The organism is Bradyrhizobium mercantei, assembly GCF_001982635.1.
Classification (GTDB): Bacteria; Pseudomonadota; Alphaproteobacteria; order Rhizobiales; family Xanthobacteraceae; genus Bradyrhizobium; species Bradyrhizobium mercantei.
In genome coordinates this window covers 731,624-749,523 of the sequence record NZ_MKFI01000001.1, presented here as the reverse complement: position 1 = coordinate 749,523, position 17,900 = coordinate 731,624, and the positions used below count along the sequence as shown (strand labels likewise).

Genomic DNA, 17,900 nt, shown 5'->3' with positions numbered 1-17,900 from the left:
TGGAACGTCAGGATCGAGATGTCGGCCTTCACGGGAAGGCGGACATCTCTTTCACTGGCGTGCAGCAGATCGAGCGACGATTCGTTTGATCGCTCCTGTCGGCAATGTCAGCCTTTGCGCATTCTGCTGAGCAGATAGTTGTCGTAATAATTTTCCGCGATCTGCGTGTAGAAGAGCAGCTCCTTCATGTACGCGTCGTGGCTTTCCTTGGTCTTCTTAAAGAGCTCGCTCTTCTCGGCCAATTCGTTCAGATGGTCTTGGGTGGCCTTGTAGCAGGTCTCCATGACCGGCTGCGGAAATGCCTTCAGCTCCGTCCCATTCGCGATCAACCGCTTTAGCGCGGCAGGATTTACGCTGTCATACTTTTCGACCATCCAGGCGCCCGCGGCCGAGCCGGCTTGGTTGAGAATGGCCTGATACTGCTTCGGAAGTGCATTCCACCTCTCATCGTTGACGATCATATGCAGCATCGCGCCACCCTCCCACCAGCCGGGGAAGTAGTAGTACTTCGCAACCTTGTAGAAACCGAGCTTCTCGTCGTCATAGGGGCCGACGAACTCCGCTGCGTCGATCGTCCCCTTTTCGAGCGCCGGATAAACGTCTCCGGCCGCGATCTGCTGCGGGACGACACCGAGCCTTGCTAAGACATGGCCACCCATGCCCCCGATGCGGACCTTAAGGCCCTTTAGATCGTCGACTGTCTTGATCTCTTTGCGAAACCAGCCGCCCATCTGCGTGCCAGAATTGCCGCACAGGATCGCGTGCACTTTAAAAGGCTTTAGCGCTTCGCTGCAGAGCTCGGCGCCGCCGCCGAACGTCCACCAAGATTCCTGGTGGCGGTGGTTCATGCCGAAGGGCACGCCTGTTGCATAGGCGAGGGTCGGCTCCTTGCCGATGTAAAGATAAAGTGGCGTCTGCGCCATCTCGACGGTCGCAACGCCGACAGCATCGAGCGCCTGTAGCCCGGGGACCAACTCGCCCGCTGCAAATGTCTGAATCTGAAATCTGTTATCGGTGGCCTCCGCGACGTATTTCGCAAAGAGCTGTGCAGTACCGAAGATGGTGTCGAGGGACTTTGGAAAGCTTGACGTCAAGCGCCACTTAATTTCCGGCATCGATTGAGCGATTGCAGGTGCAGCAACCAACGTCGCTGCGCCAGCCATGGCGCCGCCCTTGAGGAACGTCCGGCGTTTCATCGTGTGTTCACTCCCTAGTTGTGTGTCTCAGTATGAGCGCCGGCTCTTGGAACCATTGCCCGCATCGCGGTCAAGCACCGCATTGCCCCGTAAGTAAGCGGCGTCGCGCCGCTTCCGTGTTGATAACTGCAAGGACCTCTCAAATCGAGCAGCCGACCGCGTCATACCGAAAGAGCCAATCGTAGCGTTCGCGAACCTTTTCTTCATTCCATTGTGATGTGACATATCTGTGCGCGTCTTCGCGGTCGAACAGTCGCTCATTATGAAATAGGAGGCGATTACGGTCGGCAAGTTCGACGCATCGGTTCGCGCGCTCGATGCGCGCTGCTTTGAATGAAGCGATCGCCTTCTCCGGGTCCGATGCGAAGTGACTGAAGCATCGCGCGAGGATCATTCCGTCTTCGATTGCCATGACGGCTCCCTGAGCCATGAAAGGCAGCATGGGGTGCGCGGCATCGCCGATAAGCACGATATTCCCGCGGGACCATTGCTTGATCGGAGGGCGACTCATCAGGGCCCAGCGATAGTGAACCTCGATATTCTCGATCAACGCGTGCACGTCCTCGTGCCAGCCAGCAAAGTCGGCGGCGCAGTCCGCGCGGTCGCCTCGAGCTGTCCAGGATTCTGTTTCCCAAGCATCGCGCTCAACGACGCCCACGAAATTGATGAGCTCACCACAACGAAGGGGATAGGTGACCACGTGGCGTCCGGGCCCAACCCAATTCGTGCCAACCGCGCGACTAAGCCGATCAGGAAGAGACCTCGAAGCCACTGTGCCGCGCCAAGCGACGCAGCCCGTGAACGAGGGACGCGAGTCGCCAAAAAGGGCCGAGCGGACCCGCGAATGGATACCATCAGCCCCGACCAATGCGAGGCCAGAGACGCGTTCGCCGTCAGTGAGGACCGCAGTGGGGGCTTGGCCATCATCGATGATGTCGGTCACCTTTGCGCCGAGACGAATTGCCGAAGGTGAGGCGGCTAAGACGGCGCGGGCGAGCAACATCTGGAGATCGCCGCGATGGAACATCAAATAGGGATGTCCGAATTCTGCTATCGCCGTGGCTCCAAGATCGAAAAGTGGCCAGGTCTCTCCGCTGTTCCACAGCCGAATCTCTTTGGCTTGAGGCGCGACGGAGACTGCATTCATGGCGTCGTCGAGACCGAGATGAGACAGGACGCGTGTTCCGTTTGGGCTAAGCTGCACTCCAGCGCCCAACTCGCGGAGTTCTTCGGCCTGTTCGAGCACCGTAACTTTAATGCCCTGGCGCAACAGCGCGAGCGCTGCCGTTAGTCCGCCGAGGCCGCCGCCAACGATGATGATGGTGCGGTCGCCCATGACCGGCCTCCTTTGGTAAGGTGAAGACAACGAAGTCCTGTGGGTTGATCATTCGCGGCCGCGACAGCGGCTTTCCATGGCCATCGGTCCCGGAGCTCTAGGCCGGCTCGCGCCCAGAAATTCGATAGACGAGTTCCCGCGGATTCTCCGGGGAGACGTCGCCTCGCCAAGCGACATGTTGATCAGGCCTGGTCAACACTAATGCCCGATCGTAGACGGCAGCGCTCTCGTCGGAATCCACGTCTAGAAGACCAAGCGGCACGCCCGTATGGGCGGCCTCGGACATGAGCTCGGTCACGTCGACTGAGGGGTCAAACCGCAGCAACGTATAGTACGGCCCAAGAGCATCGTAGAGGGAGCGTCCATCGCTCAACCAAATGTGGGGGGCACGGCAGCCCGGAACGGTCGAAGGAGTAAAATCGGCCATGCCATAGACCGGAGCCGACTTCCCATCGTAAGCGATTATGGGAGAGTGGTCGTAAAAGTATCCGAAGTTGAGACCGCCGCAGCAGTATTGCTGAACGTTCAGCTCGTAGGCTTTTTGCCCGAGAATCTTCCTGGCTTCTTCGCCGGCTTCGTCGTCGGCGTCGAGATTGTTGGGCACCTCGCTCCTTTGCCGAGACAACGACAAGGCGTGATTCATCGCGAATACCGAGACCTGCTCGGTAATCGGCAGCCGTTCGGCTTCGTGAGCGTCGAGAATACGGGGAGGGGCCCAGCCTGTTATGTGGCCGGCCAGAAGCCATGCGAGATTGGCCGCGTCGGCGATGCCGGCATTCATGCCGTATCCGGCCATCGGAACCCACAGGTGGGCTGCGTCACCGCATATGAAAACGCGTCCATCGCGGAATTTGTCTGCCACGAGCCGACGGCCAATCCAATCCTCCTTGCGGAGAACCTCGTATTCGAAGTCGGTGCCTACGCCCAAGATCTTGCGCAGCGCCCAGTCGCGATCAACGGATTCAAAATCCTGCTCGTCCTCCCGAAGGTAGTTGTGGACGAGCCATGTTTCCCGGCCGTCGATCGCGTACACGTTGCCCGACCGCTCCGGATTTAGGGAGAAAGTCGCCCAGGCTGGCTTGAGCTTGCTCAAGGACAGCAGCTCGGGGGCCCGGATGTAGGTCGACTGCACGCGTTGCACGACCGCGGTGCCGGTCAACTTCGCTCCGATGGCCTTCCTTATTCTAGATCTACCGCCGTCGCAGCCGACGAGAAACTGCGATCGGATGCGGAGAGGTTCACCCCCATCGAGTTGCTTCCCGTAAGAGATCACGCCAGCGGATGTGTGCTCGAAGTGCTCTATCTCGATACGATTGAGCAGCGTGACGCCAGATAGCTTCTCGGCATGTGCGGAAAGTATCGGCTCGAGGTAGATCTGGTTGATCCTGTGTGGAGGTTCGGGCGTAGGCCACCAAGTGTCTGGACCTCCGCGCGCCGTGTACCGATCGCGCCGGCATGGGATGGGTATCCGCGAAAGCTCCTTACCAGTGAAGTTGACGCGATAGGAGACATCGTTCGGGTAGTCGGCAGGCAACCCACCCTCGCGGATCGCCTTGGCAACTCCGAGACGTCGGAATATCTCCATGGATCTGGCGGAAACGTGGTTGCATTTAACGCTGGGCGGCTCGCCCTTGTGACGCAACTCAGCCACGACGGTCTGTACACCACGCCCCGCGAGATCCATTGCGAGCGTCAATCCGACCGGACCTCCACCGACGACGAGGACCTGAGATTCAATCTCGGTCATGCGATTGCCCGAGAAGACGTTTTCCGGTGGGCGGGATCGGCGTCCACATTGCCTCCGTGATCGACAGCGGAAAAATGCGGGCAATAACCGGCCAAGCAGCCGGATAGCCCATCCGCAGACTTAGCGCGTTATGAACTCGCTGTCTATTCTACGGACATGGCTCGCCGGCCGGCAGAGAAACGATGGGCGATTAGATGGCAGTCGCCTTAGGCTTTCACCGCCCTGCGGGTGCGTTTCATCGGAGCGGCTTCGACAGATTTCGGTTTGTTCTCTTGCGGGAGTTCAGTGGGAGCCTGGGAGCCCAGCAGAGTCGAAATCGTATGGCCGGCCTCGCGGACCAATCGCGCGAACTCCGAGATTTTCTCCTCGCTGACGCGCGCAGCGGGGCCGTAGAGTCCGACCGACCCTACGACGCTTCCCCGGTGATCGAAATAGGGTGCTGCGACGGCTATCGCGCCCACGAAAATCTCTCCACGGCTGATGGTATAACCATTATGCGCGGCCGCGCGCAGCGCCTCGTCCAGATTGGTTCGTTGAGAATCTTTGGGAATGCCTGAAAGAAACTCAGCCTGCCGTTCGGAAGGCATGAAAGCCAGCAGCGCCTTGCCCGTCGCGCCTTGCGGAATTTTCATCGAAGATCCAACGCCGCGGCTGATCGCCAGAACGTGACGGCTTTCGCATTCGAGAATGCAGATGCTGCGATCCTCCTCCAGGCGAAACAACGCGGCCGTTTCCCCGGTGACGTCACGCAATTCTTCTAGGATGGGACGAGCGACGTTTACGACATCGAGGCCGCTCAACCAGACGTGCGATAGTTTCATCACGCCATGCGCGAGCTTGAACCTTTGTGGATCACCTTCGGCGTAAATCAATCCGCGGGTAGAGAGCGTGTGCAACAGCCTGTAAAGTGTTGGACGGCTCAGACCAACGCGCTTCTGGATCTCGATCACGCTCATCGCGGGTTGGTCGGCGGTAAAGCACTGCAAAATCGCGATCGCGCGATCCACGGCCCGCACGCTCGACATTCCGGCCTCCACTTGGGCGGCCTCCTTCCTACGCTGTTTCGCCATCCTACCCCGCGGTGAATCTGAAATCGGTTTTCAGTTCAACAATATAGGATGCCCGGGCTTCGCAACAGCCCTGGAACGGAACAACTGGTTTAAATTTCCCTAAAGCGGGTCATCGAGACACGAGTCCGAGGGGCGGTCAGGTGGGGTCGTCCTGCGGCTGGCCCTGGCTGCGGGATTTCCGGCGGAGAGGGGGCTGTCCCTGAGAATTACTCGCACCTGAAGCTCGATGCATTCTCGACGTCTCCCGAGATGTAGCGGGCGACTCTGGGCCAGGTGCACAGAGGACGCGTGCGGCCAGGCCATGGCGTACCGCTGGGAGCTGTGGCAAGCACCATTTCCGGCACCTTGCCGTTCTCGACCCATTCCTGCACCGCCGTGAGCATGTCGAAGCTGCTGGTTGCTGGGCCACCGCCACAATGTCCCATGCCGGGCACCGAGTAGAAACGCAAGAAGCTGGTCGCATCGCCACCGTTGGCGGCGTTGATCTTTTCCACCCAGGCAGCTGTCTGACCGATCGGAAACGCGCCGTCGGAAGCCCCATGGTAAACGAGCATCTTACCGCCGTGGGCCCTGAAGGCGGAGAGGTCGGTCCCTACGAAAGACTGGTCCCAGCTCGACTCGGGGAAGTCGGCGGTCGAGGCGAATGAACCAGCGATATCGGTCCCGAAATTGAAGTCCAGAAAGTACCGATAGGGCTCCGATCCATTGTTGAGCGTTGCGTGCACCGCGTGAGGCGGAGTTACATAAAGCGTCGCGCCAGCCCGCCCGATCCACAGATTGCCGGATTGCACGGAGTCGTACTTGCCTAGCCACCAGCTCCGGTACATGCCTTCCACGAGCCCCAGATCGTAGTCCCAGGAGATATTATCGCCCGGATAGCTCCCCATCATCTTCTCGAGAGCCGTGACATGAGCGTCATCGAGGCAGTTTGCCGACTGCCCGGGCGCGCAGCGCAGGCTCGACGGTTTAAATTTGGCGCTGCATGCCCGGAAATCTTGGGACATTCCGTCCTGCACGCCGTCGAGGGCGTCGCACTGCTGCGTGACCCCGTTCCGCAGGACCGCCAAATTCGTATCGGTGAATGCTTTGTTGATGAAGGGCAGGCCATTGCGATCGACCAGCCCTTGGTCGCGCGCGAGGCGGCCGAACACCTGTGCGATCCAGGCGGGCCGCACGTTCGAAGACATCGGCGCATTCAGAAGAGGGTCGCCCATGACGATCCCGTCGAACAGGTCAGGATACCGCTGACTGACCATTCCGGCCTCCTGTCCGCCTTTGGAGCAGCCGGCGAAGTAGGACCGCGTCGGCCCATTGCCGGCGAACGCCTTGATCACATCCTTGGCGACTGCGGTCGCGCGACCATGAGAACGATACCAGTTATCCTGTCGTGCGCGGAATTCGAAGCCGAAGGCGCGGATGCCGCCCTTCTCCGGAACGTCGTCGATGGCATTATCATGGCCAGCGTTCTGAGACAGGACGGCCCAACCTTTCGCGAGCGGCGAAACGCTGGTGCCGTTGACGGTCATCGCATTGCCTAGCTCTCCGTTAGAGCCGCCGCCTCCGCTGAACACGAAGCGGCCGTTCCAGGCCTCCCCAATTGGTATTCGCATATGAAATTTTATTGCGTAGGGAAGCCCGTCACTGCCGGTGCGCTCGTCGATCGCGCCGATGACTTCGCAGTGGGCCGGCAATGCAGGCGCTGCGTCGGTTTGGACGGTGGCTGACCGCACTTCAGCCGAAACAATCGTCGCACCATCGGATTTGAAGGTCTTCGCCAAGTCGGCACAGCTCTGAGCGGTGCCGAACGTCCGCGCGATCGAAGCCGTTGGGGCATCCGCTGCAACTGCTTCGCGGCCGCACGGGCCGACGAGGGTCATGATGGACAGAACGCGAATGATCGTATTTTTCGACATGCCGCTCTCCGATTCTTTGGCGTTGCTCGGAATGTTTTGCCGGTTAGCGCCTACAAGGACTGGAGAGTTTCTGCCCGCTCGTCCGCGACCCCATTTCGCAGGACACCGATACCCTCGGCTTCGATCTCGATGGAGTCACCCGGCTTGAGCCAGCGGGGAGGGTTCAGGCGTGCGCCTGCCCCAGTCGGGGTGCCGGTCACGATCAGATCGCCGGGTACGAGGGTGGTGAAGGTGGAGATGTAGTTTATCAGCTTCCTGAAGGGGAAGATCATGCGGCCCGTCCGATCCTCTTGGCGGATCTCGCCATTGACACGCGTGACTAGCCGGATGTCGGCGATCTGCTCTTCTTTTCTGAAGGGCACCAGCCAAGGACCGATTGCGCCGGTTGCGTCGAAGTTCTTCCCCTGAGTGACGTTGAACTTCGCGTGCCTTACCCAATCACGGATGGTCCCCTCGTTGCAGAGGGTGATCGCGGCGACGTGGTCTAGCGCGTTTTCTTCGGCAATACGGCGTCCTGCTTTACCGATGACGAGAACGATCTCTCCTTCATAGTCCAATTGAGGAGATTCAGGCGGTCTGCTTAGGGGAGCCTCGTGTCCCACGAAAGAGCGTGGGAAACGCGGAAACAGTGATGGATTTTGAGGAGCCGCCTGGCCGTCTTTGTACTCTTCGTTCCGGTCGGGATAGTTCACGCCCACGCAAATAATCTTCTCAGGATTGGGCACCGGCGGTAGAAACGTCAATTCCGACATCGGAAAATCTTCTGACAATCCGCCGCTGATCTCGACCAATTTCTCCAGCGCATCGCTTTCGATAACGTTTCGGAGGCTAGGCCAGGTGGAATCAAATCTCGCCGATAGGTCAATGAAGCCCTTGTCGGTGATCGCGCCATAACGCGTCTTCCCTGTGACCGAGACTGTGGCAAGGCGTCCGTATTCGAATTTCATGGTCGATCTCCTGGGTAACGCGCGCCGCCGAGAAGCTTTTCTCGGCGGAGCGCTCGGTCGAAGTCAGGGAGCCACAATGGGTTGGGCGGCCAATACGGACTCGCGGATCGCGGCGTCGACGAATCCGCTGCCCTCTTCAAACCAGGATTTCGGAGCGGGAGCGCCCCAGAGCGTCTGGCGTTGAGGATCCTTGAGGTCCCATTTGATCGGCTCCAGATCGGGATCGACGGTCTGGTAATCGGAACAGTAGATTTCGATCCGATGTCCGTCGGGATCGCGGATATAGAGGAAGAACGCGTTCGAAATTCCGTGCCGGCCTGGCCCGCGCTCGATGTTCTTCACCCATCCGGTGGTGGCCATCAAATCGCAGAGATCAATGATGTTAAGAGGCGTAGGAACCCAGAAGGCGGTGTGGTGAAGGCGGGGACCGCGTCCGTTCGTGAACGCTATGTCATGCACGCCGCCCTTGCGGTGCGTCCAGGCCGCCCAAAGACGACCGCTCTCCTCGTCCTCGGTGTATTCGGTGACCCGGAACCCGATCTCGTTGTAGAACGCCACCGAGGCATCGACGTCGGGAGAGAAGCAGTTGAAGTGGTCGATGCGCAGCGGCTTGACGCCCTTGTAGAGAGCGTACTTCTGGTGAATCGGCGGAAGCCTGTCCATCTTGGAATAGAATTCCAGCGGGATGCCATGAGGATCCCTGGTGCGAAACGTGCGCGATTGATAGGGCCGCTCGACCCATTCCACCGGCAGCCCCTTGTTCTTGAAGAAATGGGCGGCCTTATCGAGATCCTCTTCGCCGAAGACCTTGAAACCCAATTCGCGGGCGAGTGCCTTCGTGCTCTTCTTCAGGACAATGCAGTGATGACCGCGCTCTTCCATGGCGCGAAGGTAGATCGTCTCCGACGTCTCGTCGGTCACCTGCAGTCCTAGGGTGTCCACATAAAATGCGCGGGCCTTGGGAAGATCGGTGACGGCGAGCTCGACGTGGCTCAGACGTACAATATTGAAAGGAGGGTAGAGATTCGGGGCAGGGATGGGCATGGGCGTCTCCTATCAGCGAGCGAGTTTTTGGATCGCGTGCTGCGAAATGGCGAACGCGACGTTTTTGGTTTCCATGTAGAAATCGAAGGACCAGTCGCCGCCGTCGCGACCGATACCTGAGCTCTTCAGCCCGCCGAACGGTGCCGGAAGATGGCGTACGTTCTCGGAGTTGACCCAGATCATTCCGGCTTGCAGGGCGTTCGTGAAGCGGAAGGCCCTGGTGACGTCCGAGGTCCAAAGATATCCGGTAAGACCGTACTGCGTGTCGTTGGCGATCCGCAGCGCTTCCTCCTCGTTCTTGAAGCGAATCGCGCTCAACACCGGACCGAAGATTTCTTCCTGTGCAATGCGCATGTCATTTGTCACATCGGTGAAGAGGGTCGGAGCGACGTAACAGCCTCCGCCGGGCCCGGTGACTTTTTCGCCGCCGGCAGCGAGCGTCGCGCCGCCGTTCTTGCCGATGTCGATGTACTGCAGGACCTTCTTCTCGTGGACCGGATGGATCAGGGGGCCCACGACCGTCTTAGGATCGAGCGGATGGCCGACGGGAATGCGCTTCGCCTTGTCGGCAACCATTGCCGAGAACTTGTCGTAGATCGAATCCTCGACCAGCAGACGCGAAGATGAGGTACAGCGTTCGCCGTTCAGCGAGTAGATCATGAAGACGGCCGCCTCCGCGGCCCGCTCGAGGTCGGCGTCGGCAAAGACGATCACGGGATTCTTGCCGCCTAGCTCGAAATGCACGCGCTTAAGCGTGTCCGCTCCCTGCTTCATGATGAGAGAGCCCGTCCGGCTCTCGCCTACGAACCCGATAGCCTTGATGTCGGGATGCTCAGTGAGTGCCTTTCCTGCATCCTCCCCGAAGCCGTTAACGAGATTCCAGACGCCGGGGGGAAGACCCGCTTCTTCGGCAATCTCGATCAACAACCGCGCCGTAAGTGGGGAGAACTCGGCCGGCTTATGGACGATCGTGCATCCTGCCGCCAAGGCCGGCGCGATCTTCCAGGTGGAAAGCATGAAGGGCGTGTTCCACGGCGTGATGATTCCGACGGGGCCGATCGGCTGTCGGCTCGTCATGTTGATCTGACCGGGAGCGTGCAACGTGTTGCCGTCGCGCGCTTCCGGCGCGCGATCTGCGAAAAACCTGAAGTTCTCCGCGCCGCGCAGGGCTGCTTTCGCCATGAACTTCAAGGACTGGCCCGTGTCCATGCACTCGACGAACGCGATCTCTTCGGCGCGGGCCACGATGGCGTCCGCGATCTTGTGGAGCATCGACTTGCGTTTTTCGCCATCCAAAGCGGCCCATGCCGGAAATGCGCTCTTCGCGGCGGCGGCAGCACGGTCGATGTCCGCCGCTTTGCCGCGGGCGACTTTTGCGATGCACTTCAGATCCACGGGGGACAGCGTTTCAAACGTCTCGCCGTCAATTGCCGGCAGCGACTTGCCTCCGATGTGGTTGAGGACGCCGTGCGTTCCAAAGCGCGCGAGGTACTTCTCCGCCTTCGCGAGATTGACTTCGAGATCCGACATTTTCTCCCTCCCTTTGTCGATTGAGGCGATCAACGCCGCGCGACAGATATACTTAACATGTTAAGTAGTCAATCGCGGAACCGGTTTGGCTGCGGCGATCGGCTCTACTTGACTCCCTCGGACGTTTGCGGGTACACGAAAATGACAATGATGTCCATCCAATGGACACCGGGAGGAGCTGACATGCAAGGCTGGAATTTTTCTCTGCGCGTCCCTGGTTTGGCAATCGCGCTGTCGTTGTTGACCTTTCTTCCGGCTTTGTCGGGCGCTCGCGCTCAACAGCCGTCGATCGTCAAGGTCGGAGTCCTGGGGTCGACCGGTGACGTGGCGCTCCATCTGGCGAAGTCGGAAGGCTACTTCAAAGCCGAAGGTATCGAGGTCGACTTCGTGCCGTTCAAGTCGGGCGCTCAGATGGTTGCGCCACTCGGTACTGGACAGCTCGACGTGGCTGCCGGGGTTGTCGCCGCCGGCCTAAACAATCTTTCAGTTCGAGGCGTCGATCTTAAAATCGTGTCCGACCGGGCGTCCATGCCGCCCGGGCACGGCTATATGCAGTTTCTGGTCCGCAAGGACTTGGTCGAAAGCGGAAAATACAAGACGTATGCCGACCTGAAAGGAATGAACATCGGCACGCAGTCGAAGGGTGGGGCGGCCGAGTCCACGTTGAACGAGCTGCTGAAACTCGGCGGGCTTTCCTTCGATGACGTGAACATCGCGTATCTCGGACACTCCGAATTGGCCGTGGCGCTTGGTAACAAGGCCATCGACGCCGCCTTCGTGACCGAACCGCATGCCACGGTGGCGTTGAACCAAGGGTCCGCGGTTCGTATCGCGACCGGCGACCAGATTTATCCAAACGACGTCCTCGGCGTGATGATCTATTCCGGCGCATTGATGAAGAACCGGGCTGCGACCGCGGTCGGATTCATGAAAGCCTTCCTTCGTGCGTGCCGTCTCTTTGATTCCGCCTACAAGGACGGAAAGATGCTGACGAACGAGGCGGCCGACAAGGTCGTCGCCGCTTACAAGGGATACACACAATTGAAGGACGAGGCGCTTATCCGCGCGATGGTGCCGCACGGCTGCGATCCGGACGGAAAGCTCAATGTCGACGGGATGAAGAAGGACTATGCGTTCTTCAAGGCTCGTGGCCTCATTCAGGGCAACGTCGACATTGAGCAGTTGATCGATATGTCCTTCGCCGAGCGGGCAGTGAAGGAACTCGGAAACAGCGCGAAAACCAATTGACACACACAACCGTCAGGCAGGCCATGAACAAACCCGCGAACGTTGCAGGTGCGGCAGTCATCGAAATGCCCCGCGGAGGTCAGGCCTCCGCTAAGGATGCTTCGAAGTGCAAGGTGCGTTTTTCCGGGGTGCACAAGCACTTCAAGACGGGAGACCGCGTATTCACCGCCATTGATGGCGTTTCGCTGGAAATTCCGGACGGCTCGTTCTTCGTGATCGTAGGGCCGAGCGGCTGCGGGAAGACCACGCTGCTGCGCATGCTCGCGGGTCTGGAAAGGCCTAGCGTCGGCACGGTCGAATGCGCCCAGACGGCGGGCAAGTCGCCGCGTATGTCGATGGTATTCCAGGGAGACGCCATCTTCCCGTGGATGACCGTCTGGGACAACGCGGCGTACGCGTTGAAGCTCAGGGCGGTTCCGGAAGCCGAGATCGCCGAGATCGTCGGTCACTACCTTGATAGGACAGGCCTAACGAAGTTCGCGAAAGCGTATCCCCACCAGCTCTCCGGCGGGATGCGCCAGCGGGTGTCAATTGCGCGCGCGTTCGCCAACGATCCCGAAGTCCTTCTGATGGATGAGCCGTTTTCGGCGCTCGACGAGCAGAACAAGACGCTTCTTCAGGAAGAGTTGTTGCGGATCTGGGACGAGACGAAGAAGACCGTGCTCTTCATCACTCACAGTGTGGACGAGGCTGTCACCCTGGGCGACAAGATCATGGTGATGACGGCTCATCCGGGCCGCATCAAAGCGGTCGTTGACGTGCCGTTCGAGCGCCCACGCAACGTGATCGAGTTGCGCGCTCAGCCTGCGTACGGCGAGATGGTCTATCAGATCTGGGGCCATTTGCGCGAGGAGGTGCAGCAGGCGCGTCTTCAAAGCGAAAGCCAGATGAAAGGGTAGGGCCATGACAGTCTCGAACGAACCGGCAGTCTTCGTTTCTGTGGCGTCAGCCCCTTCAACAAGCAAGGGTGGTTACAGCTTTGGTCCGGCCGTGCTGGAACGCGTGATGACGATCGTCTCGCCGATCATGTTGCTGGTCGTCTGGGAGCTTTGCGGCCGCGCCGGTCTGCTTGATCAACGGTATTTCCCGATCCCGAGCACGATCTTTCAAGCACTGAAGGCGCTCGCTGTGTCCGGGGAACTCTGGTCGAACACCGAGGCCAGTCTCCAGCGGTTGGCCATCGGCTTCTTCGTAGGTGGGGTGCCCGCTTTGCTCATCGGCGTCGCGATGGGGCTCTCTAGGCCGCTCAGATTGATCGTCGATCCGTTGATTGCGGCCACATATCCGATCCCGAAAAGCGCCATCTTGCCTCTCCTGTTGCTGATCTTCGGGCTGGGAGAGGGATCCAAGATCGCGATGGTCGCGATCGGCGTGTTCTATCCGGTGGCGATCAACACGTTGGCCGGAGTCTTGGCGATCAACAAGGTCTATTTCGAAGTCGGCACGCACTTCAAAGCGACGCCATGGCAGACCTTCCGTACGATCGCCTTACCAGGTGCACTTCCCTTCATCATGACGGGCGTCAAGTTAGGCGCCGGTCTCGGACTGGTGCTGATCGCGTTGGCCGAGATGGTCGGAGCCAAAAAAGGCTTGGGCTACATGATCTGGAATTCGTGGGAGCTCCTCGCGGTCGATACAATGTACGCGGGTATTCTGGTCATCGCCGTCATCGGCTTCGCGCTCACGATCTTGTTCAACGAGATCGAGCGGATCGTCGTGCCTTGGGCGACCTCACGCTAAGGCGAAGATATCTCGAGGGAGAGACGCACTATGCTTTCAAGGCGAACGGTTTTGCTTGGAGCACTCGCTGCATCGACGTCGCATGCGTTTGCAAATGCGTCCGGTCCCGTGACGATCATCGTGCCTTTCTCGCCTGGAGCCTCGTCGGATGGCATCGCGCGGATGGTTGGCAACTATCTCTCCGACAACATGAAACTAACCATCGTTGTCGACAATCGGGTTGGCGGCGGCGGCGCCGTGGGACTGATGGCGGTTTCTCGGGCTGGCGCTGACGGCGCAACGATCGGGATAGGGGCGACTGGCGCAGTCGTGATCAACCCGCACGTTTCGGGCGCTCCAGCGTTCGATCCTCTGAAGCAGCTTACGACGCTTGCGAAACTCGTCGATATTCCCTTGGTCCTGGTCGCGAGCCCGTCGTCGGGCCTACGCACGATCAACGACGTAGTCGCAAAGTCAAAGGAGACATCCGGGGGGCTGAGCTTCGGATCAACCGGCGTGAACTCCTCTCAACACCTTTCGATAGAGGTGTTGAAGCAGATGACGGGCGCCAATTTGACGCACGTTCCTTATCGAGGAAGCGCGCCGGCTGCCACCGATTTGATCGGAGGACAGCTACCACTGGCGTGCGTTGACCTGACCTCTGTGGTGGAGCAGATCAAGGCAGGCAATCTGGTACCCATCGGCGTTACCGCGGCAAAACGCTACTCGATCGCGCCGGACATTCCGACATTCGCCGAGCAGGGCTTGAAAGGCTTTGACGTGCCGGCATGGCTCGGTATGTTCGGTCCTGCCGGGCTCTCTGGCGATGTTGTCGAGCGGTATTCGGAAGCATTGGGCAAGGCTATGTCAGACGCGGACGTGGCGGCCCGCGCGGAGCGACTCGCGTGCCAGCCGGCATTTCTTGGGCCCAAGGAATTTGCCTCCTTTCTCAAGGAGCAATCGGAGAAAATGAAGCCCCTCGTCAAACTTGTCGAGGGGACCAAGTAGGCCGTCCGACTACTAAGTCGGACTCCCTGGTGCGCCGTGGATGGTCTGATACTGCAGGAACTCTTCCACGCCGAAACGGCCGTTCTCCCTACCGAAGCCGGACTTCTTGAAGCCTCCGAAGGGTGCAAGGAAGTTCTGCGGCGCACCGTTGAGGCTTACCTGCCCGGTTCGAAGCGAGCTTGCGACGCGCAACGCGCGCTCCTGGTCCACGCTCCAGACACTGCCCGACAGGCCGTAGACGGAGTCGTTCGCGATGGCGATAGCGTCGCGTTCGTCTTCATAGGGGATGATGGCAAGAACCGGTCCAAAGATTTCCTCCTTTGCGATAGTCATCGAAGGATCGACTTTCGAAAATACGGTAGGGGAAACGAAGTAGCCGCGTTCGGGCTCGTTGCGAGTGCCGTCGGCCCCGATCGCTTCTGCACCTTCTGCGGCGCCTCGCGCGATGTACTCCATGACGCGCCGGTACTGTGAGGAGGTAGCTACGGGACCCAGGCGTGTAGCTTCCTGGAGTGGGTCGCCGATGGTCCAGGTCTTCATCGCAGCGCGGCAGCGGTCCTCGATCTCGCCGAGGGATCGACGCGGGACGATCATGCGAGACTGGGCGACGCACGTCTGGCCGCTGTTTGCAAAGCATGACGTCAAGACGGCTGGTATGGCTTTCTCCAATGGAGCATCATCCATGATGATCGCGGCAGATTTGCCGCCGAGCTCGAGCACCACGCGTTTGCCCTGCCGACCGGCTGCCTCAGCTACCGCCATGCCCGCGCGCTCCGATCCGGTGAAGCTGACCATGTCGATGCTCGGGCTGTTGCAGATCGCAGAGCCGATTTCCGGGCCACCCCAAACCATGTTGAATACGCCGGGCGGAAGACCGGCGGCAGCGAGGGAATCCGCAAAAAGAACCGCCGTCGTCGGGGCGATCTCACTCGGCTTCAGGACAATCGTGCAGCCGGCCGCGAGCGCGGCGATGACCTTCGCGACAATCTGGTGCAGCGGGGCATTCCAAGGGGTGATGGCGCCGATCACGCCCACCGGTACGCGGCTAACCAGCGAGGTTCCCATGAACTCGCTCCAACGCATCGTGCGAATGGTATCGATGGCGACGGCACCGTTTCGAAGCGGCATCGGGAGTTGCAGCAGTTTTCCGAACCATATCGGTACGCCGATTTCCCTTGCCATCGACTCGACCAAGGCGTCCGAGCGAGCCTCAATCTCTTTGAGACTTCGCTCGAGGACCGCAGCTCGCGCGTCTGGAGGTGTGGAACTCCAGACCGAGAGGGCCTTGGCTGCGGATTGAGCGGCTGCAGCGACATCCGTAGGCGATCCGTAAGCGACCGTGCCGATTTCGGCTTCCGTCGTCGGATTTACGATCTGAGTGCTATCTGAGCCGTTCGCCTTGGACCACTTCCCATCGATGTAGTTATCGCTGATTCTGTTCATTTGGGCCTCACTTCGGGTCGATGACACTTGCGGCGTCCGGGGTCTTTCCACCAGCGGCAAAGGGCGGGGGAACAAGCCGCAACAGGTGCCAAGGGCTCGGCATCGGCGCGACGCGAGCCTCCACGAGGACGGGGCCTCGTTCGCCACGGCGCTTCTTGAGGAGCGCCAGCAATTGTTGCGGATCGTCGGCCCGTTCGTAGGGGATTTCGAATGCGTCCGCCAAGCGGTCGTATTTCGGGTTGAGCAATTCGACCCCGAACTCTTTTCCGAACTGATCTTGCTGCATCTTTCGAACGTTTCCGAAATGACCATCGTTGAAGATCACAATGACGACGTTGAGATCGTACTTGCGGGCCGTGGCCAGTTCCTGAAGATTCCAACCGAAGCCGCCGTCGCCGTTGATGCTGACTACGATGCGTTCTGGATTCGCGACAGCGGCGCCAAGCGCCGTGGGAAAACCATAGCCGAGTGTGCCTTGGTACCCGGGCGTGATGAACGTACCGGGTTCGTAGACAGGGTAGGCAAGGCGGGCGAAATATCCGACCTGTGTGAGTTCGTTGACGAGGATCCCATCATCCGGAATGCCCTCGCGCAGAGCTCTGACCCATGCTCCTTGCGGCTCGATCTCCTCCATTTGCGTGCCTGCCCATCGACGCGCCCTCCCGAGATCGACGGATAGGGCCGGCCGCTTCGAGCAGGCATTCTCGAGCGCCCGCAAGGCGGCCGCACAGTCCGCTTCAACGGACACATCGCAGGTTCGCGGAGATGCCCACGCGTCTGGATCGAGGTTTACGAAGATGAATTTTTTCTTGCCATCCGCAGGCCAAGAGGGCTTGCCCATGGCCGTATCCACGAACCTGCTGCCGACCACCAGAACCACATCGGCGTGCGGAAAGACCGCGCGTCCATCCAAAGTGTTCAAGGCGAGGGGGTGTCTGTCCGAAATGGCACCCCGTCCGTTTTCTCCCATCACAACCGGCATCTGCAACTTTTCTGCGAACGATGCGAGCGCGGCCGATGCGCGGCCGGCGAGCACGCCTCCGCCCACGTAGATGATCGGAAATCTGGCCGCGTCCAGGAGAGCAGCCGCACGTTCGATCTGATGTTCGTCGACGGGCTGCTTCGTCGCCGGAGTGGGATCGATCACGCCAAGGTCGGCGGTTGCGCTCAGCACATCGTGCGGGATTTCAAGACCGACGGGTAGGGGTCTGCCAGATTCCAGTTCGCGAAAGGCGCGGCGGATGAGGTCCGGCACTTCAACCGGACGATCGGCCCGTCCGTGCCACTTCGTTACCGATCCGAGGATGGAGGACTGGTTGCGGATTTCGTGCAGAAGTCCCAGGCCCTTCCCGACGGCCGACGAGTGGATATCGCCTGAGATGCAGACGACCCGCGAACTGCAAGCATAAGCAGTCGATAGACCGGCCATTGCGTTCAGTAGTCCGGGTCCCGGCACGACCATGCAGACGCCCGCTGAACCCGACGTACGGGCGTAGCCGTCCGCCATGTAGGACGTTGCCTGCTCGTGTCTCGGAACGATGTAGGTGATCTTGTCCGCTACCTTGCGGAGACCATCCACAGCCCAGTCGAGCTGCACTCCAGGTACGCCGAAGACGTGTTTGACGCCCTCACAAACGAGTTGATTGGCCAGTGCGTCGCCGCCAGTTTGCTGCATGATTTTGCACCCTTCAGTTTACCG

At 59.9% G+C, this 17,900-nt stretch carries 14 protein-coding genes; 4 read left to right on the top strand and 10 right to left on the bottom strand.

The genetic code is table 11. The features are described from left to right. Positions 1–107 precede the first annotated feature (107 nt). The 8 genes from BI327_RS03640 to hpaE form a co-directional block, all read right to left on the bottom strand. Complete coding sequence (locus tag BI327_RS03640) at positions 108–1,196, bottom strand: TRAP transporter substrate-binding protein (RefSeq protein ID WP_076858394.1); 1,089 nt, start codon at positions 1,194–1,196, stop codon at positions 108–110. A 139-nt stretch (positions 1,197–1,335) separates the two neighbouring features. Continuing rightward, positions 1,336–2,532 (bottom strand): FAD-dependent monooxygenase, encoded by a 1,197-nt coding sequence (locus tag BI327_RS03635; RefSeq protein ID WP_076858393.1) that lies wholly within the window; start codon positions 2,530–2,532, stop codon positions 1,336–1,338. A gap of 97 nt (positions 2,533–2,629) precedes the next feature. Beyond that, positions 2,630–4,279: an FAD-dependent oxidoreductase gene (locus BI327_RS03630; protein ID WP_076858392.1), complete on the bottom strand. Its 1,650-nt coding sequence runs from the start codon at positions 4,277–4,279 to the stop codon at positions 2,630–2,632. A gap of 206 nt (positions 4,280–4,485) precedes the next feature. Then, a complete protein-coding gene (locus BI327_RS03625; protein WP_245334702.1) occupies positions 4,486–5,304 on the bottom strand; it encodes an IclR family transcriptional regulator in 819 nt (272 codons plus the stop codon). A gap of 251 nt (positions 5,305–5,555) precedes the next feature. Then, positions 5,556–7,262 (bottom strand): tannase/feruloyl esterase family alpha/beta hydrolase, encoded by a 1,707-nt coding sequence (locus BI327_RS03620; protein WP_076858390.1) that lies wholly within the window; start codon positions 7,260–7,262, stop codon positions 5,556–5,558. Positions 7,263–7,312: 50 nt separating this feature from the next. Continuing rightward, a complete protein-coding gene (locus BI327_RS03615) occupies positions 7,313–8,209 on the bottom strand; it encodes a fumarylacetoacetate hydrolase family protein (protein ID WP_076858389.1) in 897 nt (298 codons plus the stop codon). A 63-nt stretch (positions 8,210–8,272) separates the two neighbouring features. Next, a complete protein-coding gene (gene hpaD, locus BI327_RS03610; protein ID WP_076858388.1) occupies positions 8,273–9,253 on the bottom strand; it encodes a 3,4-dihydroxyphenylacetate 2,3-dioxygenase in 981 nt (326 codons plus the stop codon). Between the two features lie 12 nt (positions 9,254–9,265). Continuing rightward, entirely contained in the window at positions 9,266–10,783 is a 1,518-nt protein-coding gene (gene hpaE / locus BI327_RS03605) for a 5-carboxymethyl-2-hydroxymuconate semialdehyde dehydrogenase (RefSeq protein WP_076858387.1), read from the bottom strand. 183 nt (positions 10,784–10,966) lie between these two features. On the opposite strand from hpaE, the gene BI327_RS03600 reads away from it, so the two are divergent. The 4 genes from BI327_RS03600 to BI327_RS03585 all read left to right on the top strand — a co-directional run bounded on the left by BI327_RS03600 (position 10,967) and on the right by BI327_RS03585 (position 14,758). Beyond that, positions 10,967–12,031: an ABC transporter substrate-binding protein gene (locus tag BI327_RS03600; protein WP_076858386.1), complete on the top strand. Its 1,065-nt coding sequence runs from the start codon at positions 10,967–10,969 to the stop codon at positions 12,029–12,031. 23 nt (positions 12,032–12,054) lie between these two features. Then, on the top strand, positions 12,055–12,930 hold the full coding sequence (locus BI327_RS03595; protein WP_245334701.1) for an ABC transporter ATP-binding protein: 876 nt from the start codon (positions 12,055–12,057) through the stop codon (positions 12,928–12,930). A 4-nt stretch (positions 12,931–12,934) separates the two neighbouring features. Continuing rightward, positions 12,935–13,771 carry an ABC transporter permease gene (locus BI327_RS03590; RefSeq protein WP_245334700.1) on the top strand — a complete coding sequence of 279 codons (837 nt, stop codon included), beginning with the start codon at positions 12,935–12,937 and terminating at the stop codon, positions 13,769–13,771. A gap of 108 nt (positions 13,772–13,879) precedes the next feature. Next, positions 13,880–14,758: a Bug family tripartite tricarboxylate transporter substrate binding protein gene (locus tag BI327_RS03585; RefSeq protein WP_159450403.1), complete on the top strand. Its 879-nt coding sequence runs from the start codon at positions 13,880–13,882 to the stop codon at positions 14,756–14,758. A 12-nt stretch (positions 14,759–14,770) separates the two neighbouring features. Here the strand turns inward: BI327_RS03585 and BI327_RS03580 are convergent, their stop codons facing one another. Beyond that, positions 14,771–16,201, bottom strand: coding sequence for an aldehyde dehydrogenase family protein (locus tag BI327_RS03580; RefSeq protein WP_076858384.1), 1,431 nt, complete (start codon positions 16,199–16,201; stop codon positions 14,771–14,773). Between the two features lie 7 nt (positions 16,202–16,208). Beyond that, positions 16,209–17,876 (bottom strand): thiamine pyrophosphate-dependent enzyme, encoded by a 1,668-nt coding sequence (locus BI327_RS03575; RefSeq protein ID WP_076858383.1) that lies wholly within the window; start codon positions 17,874–17,876, stop codon positions 16,209–16,211. Positions 17,877–17,900: the final 24 nt, after the last annotated feature.